The sequence below is a fragment of the Gemmatimonadaceae bacterium genome (assembly GCA_036003045.1).
Taxonomy (GTDB): Bacteria; Gemmatimonadota; Gemmatimonadetes; order Gemmatimonadales; family Gemmatimonadaceae; genus JAQBQB01.
In genome coordinates, this window is the sequence record DASYSS010000069.1 from 1 (window position 1) to 13100 (window position 13100).

Sequence of the window (13100 nt, forward strand, 5' to 3'; positions counted from 1 at the left end):
GCGGGCTTCGGCGGCTCCTCCGCTTTCGCCACGGATTTTCCACGAGCACCGCGTCCGCGCTTTGCCGCAGCCGTGGGCTTGGCCTGAGCAGCCGCGACCTCCGGCTCCTTCGTCACAACGATTGGTGCAGGAGCGGGGGAAGGAGGCTGCGCGGTTCGCGTGTCCCCGACGACACCAAACGCAAGCAGGTTCGCCGGCATTGCGCCGGTCTGGCGACCGCGTCCACCGACTGCACGCGGCCCCATTCCAACACGAGGCGCCGGCGTGGCGGGGACGGCAGGCGCCGCTGCCGCTGCAGCCGCACGCTCCTTCGACGCAACCTGCTCGGCGACCGACGCAGCTTCAGCCGCGCGTGCGACCTCGAAGTCGTTGCCACGGCGACGCAGATCGATGAGGCCTTCGTCGTGCGCGTCCTTGAGGATGCGCACGAACATGCGATCGCTGAGGCTCTGCGAGTCGCGGCCGAGCAGCTGACGCGCGCGGGCGCGAACGGCGCTGGCGCGTACGGACTCGTCGTCCCGCACCAGATCGGCCACCGTGCGACGCACGAGATCGAACGCCTCGGCGCGCGTGAGCAGCTGGCCGCTCGATCCGGACGACGTCTCATCAGAGTCTTTGGTCTCCGCGGACGCCAATTCGAGTTGCTCACGGATGGCAGGGCGACTCACGGGGGGGGCGGGCGTCGGCGGCACGTCGTGCGCCGCGACGGCCGGTGTCGAAACTGGAGTTTCGATCGGCGTTTCGGCGGTCGTGGTCAGCTCGCGCGTCTCGCGGGTCTCGCGGCTCTCGCGCTCGCCGCGGCCGCGTCCGCCGCGCCGTCCTCTGCGTCTCCCGTTGGGACGCTCTTCGTGGCCGTTGGCGGTCGCCGCCGCGGCGGGCTGGACGACGGGCGTCTCCGCGGTGACGCGCGTTTCTCCGGCAGGCGCCGTCGTGTCGGGGAGATCGACCTCGAGCTGGCCGTTTTCGAGCTTCGTGACGCTGAGCAGGCCCTTCCCCGCGGCTTCCTGGCAGAATCTCGAGAACTTTGATATTCCGAGATTCTTCTCGTCGAAGGTCGCGTCGATCTCCTGCATGACCTGCTTGAGGCGGTCGGAGCGCATCACGTCGTTGCCGCGCTTCATGCGCTGCACCGCCTCCGTGACGAGCTCCCACGGATCCCACTTCTGCGGCGGCTCCTCGTCGTTGGTCTTCACCAAGCCGGCGAGCGCGTTGTAGCTGTAGTACTCGTCGCAGTTCTGGACGAGCAGATCGCTCGACGATTCGCGGATGCCGACGCCGATCACGTACTTGCCATACTCCTTCAGCTTGATCACCAGACTCGAGAAGTCGGAGTCGCCTGAAAGGAGAATGAAGGTGCCGATCTCGGGACGCGTGAACACCAACTCGAGCGCGTCGATGGCGAGGCGGATGTCGGTGGCGTTTTTCTTGGACGACCCGTAGGCCGGCGCGAAGATCAGGTCGATCGACGATTCGGTGAGCGGGACGATGTACATCGGGTAGCGTCGCCAATCGGCGTAGGCGCGCTGCACGGCGACTTTGCCCTTGATGATCTCCGACGACAGGAGGCTGCGAAGCTCCTTGGCGAGGTCGGAGCGGATCCCCATCGTGACGTTGTCGAAGTCGATGAGGAGGGCTGCATTGGGCGCGTGGATCGTCGCCTGGACGAACGGGGCGGCGGACATCGCCTGCGGCCCGCGGTGAATGAGCGCGCCCGACGCCCGTCCGGGGGCTGAGGGAGTGCGCGAATGTCTAGAATTCATGCATCGAGTTTGCGAGTCAAACCGGAAATGTAGGGCGCATCACGGCGTAAAGCCATGCTACGGCTCAATCTCCCATTGCCTTGAGAATCACCCGCTTCGGACGCTGGCCGTCCCATTCGCCGTAGAAGATTCGCTGCCAAGGGCCTAGATCGAGTCGACCGGCCGTGACCGGTACGATGACCTCGTGGCCGATCGTGATCGAGCGGAGATGCGCGGCCGCGTTGTCCTCGCCGGTGCCGCTGTTGTGGCGGTATCGCTCGGGATCCCAGGGCGCGACGGACTCCTCGAGCCAATCCAGGATGTCCTGCCAGAGACCCGGTTCGTGATCGTTCACGAAAACGGAGGCCGAAATGTGCATCGCGGAGACGAGCACCATACCCTCGCTGATTTTCGCCGAAGCGCGACACCGTTCAACGGCGTCAGTGATATCGACGATCTCCTGGCGGCGCTTCGTGTCGAACGTGAGGTAATCGGTGTGGGTCTTCATGTATCTCAGGGGGTGTCTCAGGGTGGTTGGTGCCCAGTACCACCAGTATGTTAGACCCCGAAACCGTCGTCATCCGCCCCCCGTAGGGAGCCCCTGTGAAGCGCGTCGGATTTCGCGGCCGCCTCTTCGCCATCCTCCTCGCATTCGCCCTCGTTCCGTCGATCCTGATTGCCGTCGCGTGGAACGCCACCGGATCGTTGGTGCTTCCGCTCGTTTCGGGGACCGCGGCGTGGGACAGCGTGGCGGCGACCGGCGAGCGGGCGGTGACGGCCATTCGTGGGGCGAATCTGTCGGACGCGCAGAGGCGATCGCTCGACGCGCACGAGCGAGTGCTGCGCAGCAGCGTGGTCAACTCGCGGCAAGCGGACTTCGTCTTCCGCCAGGGCGCGAAGATGCTGGCCCTCACGACGCTGGTCGGTGTGCTGGTGATCGCCGTGGTGGCGTCGCGCGTCGCGGGACACTTGAGCCGCAACTTGAGCCGGCCGCTCCGCGAGCTCGTGGGCTGGACGGAGCGCATCGGGCGCGGCGAGCCGCTGCCTACGACACCGCCGCGCCGCGGCGCGCCGGAGTTCGAGGTGCTGCGCCGCAGCATGCGCGAGATGGCCGGCGAATTGGAAATCGGACGCGCGAGAGCCGTCGAAAACGAACGCTCCGCCGCGCTGCGCGAGAGCGCGCGACAGGTCGCGCACGAGCTCAAGAATCCGCTCACGCCGATTCGTTTCGCGGTGGAACGTCTACGGCGCGAAGCGCCGCCAGAGCTCGCCGAGACGGTCGAGGTTCTGGCCACGGAATCGCAGCGCCTCGAAGCGCTCGCGCGCAGCTTCGCGCAATTCGGACGGCTTCCCGAAGGACCGCGCGCCGAGGTGGACGTCGGTGAGCTCGCGCGCTACACGGCGCGCGCGACCATTCCGCCGAGCGTCACCTTCAAGGTCGACGTCGCGGACGACGTGCCGATGATCCAGGCGCACCACGACGCGTTGGCGCGCGCGCTCTCGAACGTGATGCTCAACGCGGTGGACGCGTGCCGGGACGGCGGCGCGGTCGGGGTGAGCGTACGGCGGACGGCGCACGCGGGGCGCGAGGCGGTGGAGATCGCGGTCGCGGATACGGGGTGCGGCATCTCGCCCGACCGTCTCTCGCGCATCTGGGATCCGTACGTCACGTCGAAGCCCGGCGGCACGGGGCTCGGCTTGGCGATCGCGCGGCAGGCCGTGCTGGCGCATCAAGGCGCGGTGAGCGCCGACAGCCGCGTCGGCGGCGGGACGGAAATTCGATTCGTGCTCCCCGTCGACGGCAACCGAAATGGAATGGAGGAAGCGCATGCATAACGAGGACATTCTCGTACCCATCGCGTTCTTCGTGATGGTTGCGGTGACGGCGATCGGCGTCCCGCTGGCGCGGGCGCTCGCGAGACGCATGGACCGGCAGCCCATCGCGCCGTCGGTCCCGCCGGAGCTCGCGGCGCAGATCGAACGGATGGAGCACGCGATCGACTCGATCGCGATCGAGGTCGAGCGGATCTCGGAGGGACAGCGCTTCACGACGAAGCTTCTCTCCGAGAGAACCAATGGAGCCGCGGCGGTGCCGGCGGCACCGTCATTCGGAAAATCGACCTGATGATGCTCGCGACCATGATAGTCCAGATGCCGCCGGATGTCATTCCCTCGGGGGTGATCGAGATCAGCGAGGCGTTCTTCGCGACGGTCGCGATCATCGCGCTGGGCATTCCGCTGATCCGCGCGTTCACGCGCCGCCTCGAGCGCGGCGCGCCGCCGCCGGCGCAGATGTCGCCCGAGGTGCTGTCGCGCCTCGAACGCATCGAGCAGGGCGTCGAGGCGGTCGCCGTCGAAGTCGAGCGGATCGCGGAAGCCCAGCGTTTTTCCGCGAAGCTCATGGCCGAGATGCAGAAGAACGCGCTCCCGGCCGCCGATCCCGCGAAATAAGAGAAGTATAAATGCCGAGCGTGTTGATCATCGACGACGAGTCGAACATCCGGCGGATGGTCGGCGCGTTGCTGACGGCCGAGGGCTACGAGGTCCGCGACGCGCACGACGGCGTCGGCGGCCTGACGCGCGCGCTCGAAGCCGAGCCCGACGCCCTCCTCCTCGACCTGATGATTCCCGGCGAGATGGACGGGATGGCGACGCTCGCACGCGTGCGCGAGTCGCTTCCCGACGTTCCGGTCATCATGATGAGCGGCCGCGCCGGACTGAGCGATGCCGTGAAGGCGACCAAGCTCGGCGCCTTCAACTTTCTCGAGAAGCCCCTTTCCCCCGAGGGCGTCCTGCTCGCGTTGTCGTCGGCGATGGAGCTCCGTCAGGCGCGCCGCGAAGCGAGGACGCTGCGCGCCGACCTCGGACTCAGCGGCGAGATGGTCGGCGACAGTCCGGGGATCCGGCAGGTGCGCGCGCTCATCGAGCGTGTGGCGCCGAGCGATTCGCGCGTCATGATCACGGGCGAGTCGGGCACGGGGAAGGAGCTCGTCGCCGCGGCGATCCACGCGGGGAGCGAGCGCCGCGACCGGCCCTTCGTGCGCGTGAACTGCGCCGCGATCCCGCGTGACCTCGTCGAGAGCGAGATGTTCGGCCACGAGCGCGGCGCATTCACCGGCGCGACGGACCGGCGCATCGGCCGCTTCGAGCTGGCGCACAGGGGCACGCTGTTCCTCGACGAAGTCGGCGATTTGGGCGCCGAGGCGCAAGCGAAGTTGCTGCGCGCAATCGAGGCCAAGGAGATCGAACGCGTCGGCGGCGGAAAGCCGGTGCGCGTCGAAGTGCGCATCGTCTCGGCGACGAACAAGGATCTGGCGCGCGGTGTGCTCGACGGCGCGTTTCGGGACGATCTGCTCTTCCGACTCAACGTCATTCCGATTCCGCTGCCGCCGCTGCGCGATCGCCCGGGCGACATTCCGTCGCTGGTGCGTCACTTCGCGGCGTTGCACCGGTTGCGCACCGGGCAGGCGGTCCCCGAGTGGACGGAGGACGCGATCGCCGCGCTCACGCGTCATCGCTGGCCGGGCAACGTGCGCGAGCTCGCCAACATCGTCGAGCGTCTGGCGATTCTCCACGCCGGGCGCCGCGTGACCGAAACCGACGTCGCGTCGGTCCTTCCGCTCGAGCGCGCGCCGCGCGCGGCGACGCCGCCGGCGGCGCTTCCCCTCCCCGACGCCGCCGAGCTGGAATCGTCGCTCAGCGACACGCTCGACGACTACGAGCGCACGCTCATCTCGCGCGCGTTGTCGATGGCAAACGGCAACGTCGCCGAAGCGGCCCGACGGCTGCACACCGACCGGCCCAACTTGTATCGAAGGATGCGGCGGCTGGGTATCGCCGTCGGCGCCGAATAGCGGGTGACCGGGCCCCGCGACCTTGACTGGAGTTCTCATGCGTAGGCGAACGTTGGCACTGATCGGCGCGGGCGCCGCCGCGATTTTCCATGCGGCCTTCCCGCCCGCCGCGAGCGCGCAGGAGATTCAATCCGCGGCGCGCTCGTCGCTGCCGCGCGACGTGCGGCGCGAAGCGGTGGACCGGTGGAACGGACAGAACGCGCTGCGCGCGACGGAGCAGGCGGAGATCGCCGCGGGCCAGGAAGTGAGCGGCAACGTGGCGGTGCAGCACGGTCCGCTGCTCATCGCGGGACATGTGACGGGCAACGTGCTGGCGCTGAACGCGAACGTCGTGCTGCGCCCCTCGGCGCACGTCGACGGCGCGCTCCTCGTGATCGGCGGTCGCGCCGAGGGCGCCGACTCGGCGCGAGTGGACGGCGGAATCCGGACGTACGCCGACTCGCTCGTGTATCGACAGGACGGCGACCGGATCGTCGCGATCAGCACGGGCGAACCGGACGAGGACCCGTGGTGGCGCCGTATCGAGCGGCAGCACGACGAGAATTGGGCGAAGGCAGTTCGCATCGTCCAGGCCGGCGCGTACAACCGCGTCGAGGGATGGCCGCTGAACATCGGTCCCGTGATGCACCGGCTCACGCCGTGGGGAAGCATCGACGCCGGCGCGTCGGCGATCGTGCGCACCGGGAGCTTCGAGTCGGAGAACGGCGACGTCGGTCACGACCTGCGCGGCGAAATACGATTCGGGCGTGAGCGCGGGATCGGAATCGGCGGGCGCGTGTTCAGCGTCGTCGATCCGGTCGAAGACTGGCAGCTGAGCAGCGTCGAGAGCGCGCTCGCCGCGTTCCTCGTCCGCCGCGATTATCGCGACTACTTCCAGCGCCATGGCGCGACGGCGATCGCGACGCTCTACGGAACGGGCAACGTGCGCCTCACCGGCACCTACGCCGAAGAACATTGGGATTCGCGTTTGCTTAAAAACCCGTTCACACTCTTCAACGACGCGCAGAACTGGCGCGCGAACCCCGAGGTCGACGCCGGCGTGTTCCACATCGGCACGCTGTCACTCACGTTCGACACGCGGACGGATGAGGACGACCCGTGGTCCGGGTGGCTGGCGATGGCGAACGTCGAGCACGGCGCGGGTCGTCCGACGGAAATCGGACTCACGTCGCTCCCGCGCGAGACGCAGGCCGGCGATCACGTCGAGTACACGCGTGGATTCCTGGACCTGCGCCGCTACAACCGCCTCGGGCCGAACGATCAGCTGAACATGCGCGTCGTGCTCGGCGGCTGGCTCGGCGGAAACGAGCTGCCGCTCGAGCGGCGGCTCTCCGTCGACGGCCCCGGCTCGATTCCGGGATACGATTTCCGTTCCGTGGTCACCCCGAACGTCGCCAATTGCAACTACGGAACGGCCCTCGTGTTGGGGCAGCCGGCACAGTGCGACCGGATCATGCTCGCACAGGTCGAGTATCGGGGCGACCTGCGCTTTGATTTCACGGGAAGATGGCCGGACTGGCCGAGGAACTATCACAGCGAGCATGGCGACGTCGCGTACGTCGTGTTCGCCGACGCGGGCCGCGGTTGGCTCGTCGGCACGGCGCCGGGAAGCGTCGGCATCGGCTCGACGGAGATTCCGCCGCTGTCGACCTTCCGCACCGACATCGGGTTCGGTCTCGACGTCGCGGGAATCGGCGTCTACGCGGCGAAGTCGCTCTCCACGCCGGCGCAGAAGCTGAATTTCTTCTTCCGGCTGAGGCATCGCTTTTGAGCCGTCGGCCGCGCCGATTGTCGGCGACGCGGTTGGTTGCAAGCCTGGCGCTGTGGTTTGGAGCCATGGCCGCGCCGCTTTCCGCGCAGGAGAGCGCCGTGCGCCTCGGCCTGGCCGTCACTCCCGCGACGGCGACGAAGGAAGGTCCGTCGATCACGAGCGCGAACTTGCTCGCCGACTCGAAGACGCGAGAGCTGTTGCGCAACGGATTTCCGGCGCGCATCCACTATCGGCTCGAGCTGTGGTCGAAGGGCGGCTTGGGCGGCGACGACCGTACCGGCCTCACGGAATGGGACGTGCTCGTCGCGTACGATCCGACGAGCCAGCTATTCAACGTCATCCGTCGCACGATGGCGAACGACGTGAACGTCGTGAGCGAGAACTTCGGCGGCTTCTCGTCGCTCTCGGCCGCCGAGGCGCAGTTCGGCCGACCATACCGCGCGTCGATCCACCCCGATCGCACGGGGCGCTTTTACTACAACCTGTCGGTCGACGTGCAGACGCTTACCGTGAGCGATCTCGACGCGCTCCAGCAATGGCTCCGCGGCTCGTCGGCGCCGCAGCGGAGGGGCGTGTTGGGCGGGATTTGGAGCGGCATCGGGACGCTCGTGTCGCGAATCCTTGGCGGGGATAAGAGAAAGTATGAGCAGAGGTCGGAAATATTCGATGCACAATGAACTGCGCAGACGGCGCAGATGACGAGGGGCGCGACTGAAAGGGACGCGAACTCCCGAAGGGCGCGACTGCCAAGGGACGCGAAAGGCGCGACTGCCAAACAGCGTGAACAGCGCGACTGCCGAACAGCGTGAAGGGCGCGACTAGCCAATAGCGGGAACAGCGCGGCTAGCCAACAGCGTGACGGCGCGACTGGCCAACGGCGGAACCGCGCCACTAGCCAACCGCGGAACCGCGCGACTAGCCAACCGCGTGAATAGTGGCGACGGCCGAATTGCGCGAAGGGCGCGAGGTGTCCAGGGTCGGGCGGCGGGAAACAATACGGCTTGCGTTAAAGCGGTGACGGATCTCCGAGAGCCGGCATTAACGTCGCGCATGGACGACAATCACCGAACACCTCGATGTACTCGACGCGGCGCAGGCCGTCGAGGACGAGATCAATCGGCTCATCGACGACCGCAAACGGCGGCTCGTGCACGTTTATCAGCTCCGCAGTCCGCCCACGCGATCGGCGTGAACATCCGCGAGGGCTTCGGCCGTGGACCCGGCGGCGGTCGAGCTCAGTCGATTCGTGTGGCGCGGGGCGAGGCGGAGGAGACGATCGGCCACCTGCGATCCAACTTCGCCATGCAACGCCTCGAAAGGTCGACCTACTGGCGCCTGCGCAATCGCCTCGTCGTGATCAACAGGATGCTAAACTCGCTGGAACACAGCTAAACCGCCGGCCCCCCGCGCCCCTGCCCCTCCGCGCCGTTTGGCAGTCGCGCCGCTCGCGCCGTCTGGCAGTCGCGCCGTTCGGGAGTTCGCGCCCCTTTCAGTCGCGCAATTCGTCAGCTGCGCAGTCCGCCGTTTTTGCTGCGCAATCCGCAGTCTTCAGCTACGCAAACCTGCCGTCTTAAGCCCACGATGCTCGAGCTGCTCGAGGTGATGCAGCACCTCGGATCCGTAGAACGTCTTGATGTATCTCGCTTGCGTCGGTGTGAGCCGGCGTACCGCCCAGCTGAGGTGCACGAAGTGCGGTTCGACCGGGTGCGAGAGCGGGTGCATCCCGATCTCCTCGGGGAGCCGGTTGCCTTTGCGCGTGTTGCACCCGCTGCAGGCGGCCACGACGTTCGTCCAATCGTTGGTACCGCCGCGGGACAGCGGGATCAGGTGGTCGCGCGTGAGCGCTTCGCGCGGCTTGAACTCCGTCATGTGCCGGCCGCAGTACTGGCAGGTATAACGGTCGCGCGCGAACAGGAACGTGTTCGTCACTTGCCGGCGGAAGCGCCGCGGCACGTGGATGAACTTCGTGAGTCGGATTACGGCTGGCCTCGGCATCGTGAGGCGCTCTGATCGCACGACGCGATCCGAGTCCGCCTCGACGATTTCGGCCTTGCCGTCAATCACGAGTCGGAGCGCGCGCCGCATCGGGACCATCGTCAGCGGCTCGTACGAGGCGTTCAGGGCCAGACAGCCAAGCACCACGAAGCTTCCCCTCCCTCTATTCGAGGATCGGCACACGAACTCCTTCAGTACAGCCTACGGGGAGACTGCGAAGGGCGATCGACGGCGTGCGCCCAACCCCAACAACAAGCGCAACTGCATGTGCCGGAAGGCTCTACAGCAAGCTATGCAGACGCCAGCGACGCGACAAGATCGAATCCCAATCGCTCCACCGTCGCTAGCGTCCCGTTTCCCCCCCGGCATCCAGCCAGTCAGCGAGCGCATCGCCCAACTGCTGCATCCTCGCGGCAAGTTCCGGGCGCCCGCCCGTAAGTCGTCCGCCAGACACCAACGGCCTGCCCGCCACCGCCACGAACGTGGCCGGCGCACCTCCGAGCGCGAACACGGCGGCGGTCGTGGGATCGGTGGTCGGCGCGACCCGGCTGAGCGAGAAGGCGACGAGGTCTGCCTGCTTCCCTTCCTCCAGCGACCCAACGACTCCCTCGAGACCCAGCGACGCCGCGCCGCCGAGCGTCGCGAGCTCGAGGACGTCCGCCGCCGACGGTGTCTCGAATGACTGCAGACGCGAGCGCTGCGACAAGAGTGCGACGCGGGCTTCGTCGAGCAGGTCCATGCGATTGTTGCTCGCCACCGAATCGGAGCCGAGGCCGACCGTGACTCCGGCCGCCAGGAGCTCGATGAGTGGCGCGGTGCCGTGCCCGAGCTTGGCGTTCGAGATCGGGCAGTGCGCGACCGCGCATCCGGTACGCACGATCGCCGCGATGTCGCCGTCGTCGGCTCGCACGCAGTGAATCAGCAACGGCTGCACGTCGAGGACGCCGAGTCGATCGAGCAGATCGATCGGCGAACGCCCTCGAATCCCGACGTGGATACCTCGACCGCGCAGTCCGTCGGCGAACGGACCGGCGCCGTCGGCGACGAGACGCTGCTCTTCGTCGCTCTCGGCCGCGTGGATTGCCATGCGGAGTCCGTGTTGGCGCGCGAACTCAGTCGTCGCACGAAAGAGCGGATCCGAAACCGTGTAGGGTGCGTGCGGTGACACGCCAACGCGGACGAGCGGGGTTTCCAGATAGCGGAGCCCGGCGACCTTCTGGCGGAGGGCTGTGATCGACGCGTCGCACTGCGCCGGGTCAGGGCCGAACACTTCCTGATAGACGATGCCGCGCACTCCGGCCTCACGCATCGCGCGCACGACGACGCCAGAGTCGCTCGTGTCCGCGTACGTGGTGACGCCGGCGCGCAGTCCTTCTTCGATTCCGTAGCGCGCCGAGTCGAGGAGCGCGTCGGCGTCGAGCACGTCTCGGCGCGCCGCGGTGAGACGCAAGATCCAGCGGCGGAAGTCGAGGTCCTCGAGAAAGCCGCGCATCGCGGTGAGCTCGAGATGCGTGTGTGCGTTGACGAGCCCGGGAAGCAACAGCGCGTCGCCGAGGTCGTGGTCGTCGCCCGGCGGCGCTTCTTCGTGCGGGCCAACGAAAACGATCCGATCGCCGTCGACGGCGACGACACCGTCGCGCACCGGCTCGGAGGTGATGGGCACGACCCAGCGCGCGCGGTATCTGATCACGCGGGGAAAGATATGAGTTTCCGGCTGGGCCGCCCTATTTTTGACCCATGCCAAAGCCCGGATTGCTCGATGAACTGAAGTGGCGTGGGCTTTTGTACCAGCACACGGAGACGGTCGGCGACGCGCTGGCGGCGGGCCCGGTGTCCGGATACATCGGCTTCGATCCGACGGCGCCGAGCCTCCACATCGGCACCCTCCTCGTGATCATGCTGCTGGTGCGATTGCAAGAGTTCGGGCACAGACCGGTCGCGCTCGCCGGTGGCGGCACGGGCTTGATCGGCGATCCGTCGGGGAAAGGGTCCGAGCGCCCGCTCGCCGACGCGGAGACGATCGCGACGAACACCGCCGCGATCGGCAAGCAGCTCGAGCGATTCCTGGATTTCACCGGCTCGAATGCCGCGAAGCTGCTCGACAATGCGGAGTGGCTCACGTCGCTCAAAGCGGTGGACTTCATGCGCGACGTCGGCAAGCACTTCACGGTGAATTACATGATGCAGAAGGACTCGGTGCAGGGTCGCATGGAGGCGGGGATCTCGTACACCGAGTTCTCGTACATGCTGCTCCAGGCCTACGATTTTCTGGAGCTGCGCCGCCGCCACGACGTTCGGTTGCAGATGGGCGGCAGCGACCAGTGGGGAAACATCACGGCCGGGATCGAGCTGATTCGTCGCACCACCGGCCAGGACGCCCACGCCATCACGTCGCCACTCGTCACGACGTCCGCGGGAACCAAGTTCGGCAAGACGGAAGCAGGCGCCGTCTGGCTCGACGCGTCGCTCACGTCGCCGTACAAGTTCTATCAATTCCTGGTCAACGTGGACGACCGCGACGCCGGGAAGTACCTGCGCTACTTCACGCTGTTGGCCCACGAAGCGATCGAGGCGCACGAGGGGTCGATCGAAACCGCGCCGGAGAAACGCGAAGCGCAGCACGCGCTGGCGGCGGACGTCACGACGCGGGTGCACGGGGAGCGTGCGGCCGCGACGGCGAGAGAAGTCTCCGATCTTTTGTTCGGCGGCGGCGACGCCCGCACGCTCTCGCGCGACGCGCTGGCGGCGCTGGCGCTCGAGATCCCCGTGTTTACGGTCGCGTTCACCGATCAGCTTACGACCGGCGACGTGCTCGACGTCCTGTGCACCGGGCCTGACGCACTCTTCAAGAGCAAGGGCGACATGCGTCGCATGGTCCAGCAAGGCGGCGTCTACATGAACGGGCGTCGCCTCAGCCCGGAACGCGAACCGATTGGATTCGGCGAGCTGTTGGGCGGCGAGTATTTGCTGATTCGAAAAGGCGCAAAGACATACGCTCTCGTCCGGGTGACGCGGTCTTGACTTGACGATGCTGGGCCGGGCGCCAATTGTATGCACGATTGGTGGACGGGTGGACGGGTGGACGGGTGGACGGGTGGAGGGGGACCCACAGTGACGAGGATTTTCGTTGCGGCCATCGCCGCTTCGGCGGCACCAACTCTTGCTTTGGCGCAGTCGATCCGCGGAACGATCGTCGATTCCGCGTCGGGCAAGGGCCTGGCGCACGCGCGGGTCGCGGTGAGCGGCACGCCGCTTCAAGCGACAACCGATTCGCTGGGCCGATTCACGATCGCGGGCGCGCCGAGCGGCGAACAGTTGCTCGCGATCCACACGCCGTCGCTCGACTCACTCAATGCCGGCTACTCCGCGCCGGTGACGGTCGCCGGCGCGACCACCAGCGTCGCCGTGCGAGTGCCGAGCGCGTTGCAGATCGCCGGCACCGCGTGCGGTGATCGCGGCTACGGCAGCGGCGGCATTCTCCTCGGCCGGCTTCGGCTTGCCGGCGATTCGACGGCCTCGCTGGCCGGGACGGTGAGCGCCGAGTGGAAAGGCTCGGGAAGAGACACGGCCAAGTGGGTGTCGGCGATGGCGGACGCGCGCGGCCGGTTCGCGCTCTGCGGCGTGCCGCTCGATGCCGCCCTCAGTGTGCGCGCCGTGACAAACGCCGCGAGCGGCCAGACGGCTGACGTGCGCGTGTCGTCCACGGCACGTTTTGGCCGGACGGAGCTCGTGCTGCATCGC

At 67.5% G+C, this 13100-nt stretch carries 13 protein-coding genes; 9 read left to right on the forward strand and 4 right to left on the reverse strand.

The features are described 5' to 3' along the window. Positions 1–1682 (reverse strand): NYN domain-containing protein (locus VGQ44_16790; GenBank protein HEV8448490.1); only part of this gene is annotated, 1682 nt, incomplete at its 3' end. A 142-nt stretch (positions 1683–1824) separates the two neighbouring features. Beyond that, a complete protein-coding gene (locus VGQ44_16795; protein ID HEV8448491.1) occupies positions 1825–2247 on the reverse strand; it encodes a secondary thiamine-phosphate synthase enzyme YjbQ in 423 nt (140 codons plus the stop codon). A 95-nt stretch (positions 2248–2342) separates the two neighbouring features. Between VGQ44_16795 and VGQ44_16800 the strand changes: the two genes are divergently transcribed. The 7 genes from VGQ44_16800 (at position 2343) to VGQ44_16830 (ending at position 8756) form a co-directional block, all read left to right on the forward strand. Beyond that, a complete protein-coding gene (locus tag VGQ44_16800) occupies positions 2343–3575 on the forward strand; it encodes a HAMP domain-containing sensor histidine kinase (GenBank protein ID HEV8448492.1) in 1233 nt (410 codons plus the stop codon). Continuing rightward, the gene (locus tag VGQ44_16805) at positions 3568–3864 is read left to right on the forward strand and encodes a hypothetical protein (protein ID HEV8448493.1); all 297 of its coding nucleotides are present in this window, start codon (positions 3568–3570) and stop codon (positions 3862–3864) included. Before VGQ44_16800 ends, VGQ44_16805 begins: the two co-directional genes overlap by 8 nt. After that, a complete protein-coding gene (locus VGQ44_16810) occupies positions 3864–4190 on the forward strand; it encodes a hypothetical protein (GenBank protein HEV8448494.1) in 327 nt (108 codons plus the stop codon). The genes VGQ44_16805 and VGQ44_16810 overlap by 1 nt, the downstream gene beginning before the upstream one ends. Before the next feature lie 11 nt (positions 4191–4201). Continuing rightward, positions 4202–5593: a sigma-54 dependent transcriptional regulator gene (locus VGQ44_16815; protein ID HEV8448495.1), complete on the forward strand. Its 1392-nt coding sequence runs from the start codon at positions 4202–4204 to the stop codon at positions 5591–5593. A gap of 37 nt (positions 5594–5630) precedes the next feature. Further along, positions 5631–7364 carry a hypothetical protein gene (locus VGQ44_16820; GenBank protein HEV8448496.1) on the forward strand — a complete coding sequence of 578 codons (1734 nt, stop codon included), beginning with the start codon at positions 5631–5633 and terminating at the stop codon, positions 7362–7364. A gap of 65 nt (positions 7365–7429) precedes the next feature. Then, positions 7430–8041 carry a hypothetical protein gene (locus VGQ44_16825; protein ID HEV8448497.1) on the forward strand — a complete coding sequence of 204 codons (612 nt, stop codon included), beginning with the start codon at positions 7430–7432 and terminating at the stop codon, positions 8039–8041. 373 nt (positions 8042–8414) lie between these two features. Continuing rightward, positions 8415–8756, forward strand: coding sequence for a four helix bundle protein (locus tag VGQ44_16830; protein HEV8448498.1), 342 nt, complete (start codon positions 8415–8417; stop codon positions 8754–8756). Between the two features lie 156 nt (positions 8757–8912). Here the strand turns inward: VGQ44_16830 and VGQ44_16835 are convergent, their stop codons facing one another. After that, positions 8913–9506 (reverse strand): HNH endonuclease, encoded by a 594-nt coding sequence (locus VGQ44_16835; protein HEV8448499.1) that lies wholly within the window; start codon positions 9504–9506, stop codon positions 8913–8915. Positions 9507–9702: 196 nt separating this feature from the next. Then, positions 9703–11049, reverse strand: a complete 1347-nt coding sequence (locus VGQ44_16840) for an amidohydrolase family protein (protein HEV8448500.1) — start codon at positions 11047–11049, stop codon at positions 9703–9705. Between the two features lie 47 nt (positions 11050–11096). Between VGQ44_16840 and tyrS the strand changes: the two genes are divergently transcribed. Together tyrS and VGQ44_16850 are read left to right on the forward strand one after the other, a co-directional pair. After that, entirely contained in the window at positions 11097–12380 is a 1284-nt protein-coding gene (gene tyrS / locus VGQ44_16845; protein HEV8448501.1) for a tyrosine--tRNA ligase, read from the forward strand. 90 nt (positions 12381–12470) lie between these two features. Next, a partial coding sequence (locus tag VGQ44_16850; protein HEV8448502.1) for a carboxypeptidase regulatory-like domain-containing protein occupies positions 12471–13100 on the forward strand: 630 nt, incomplete at its 3' end.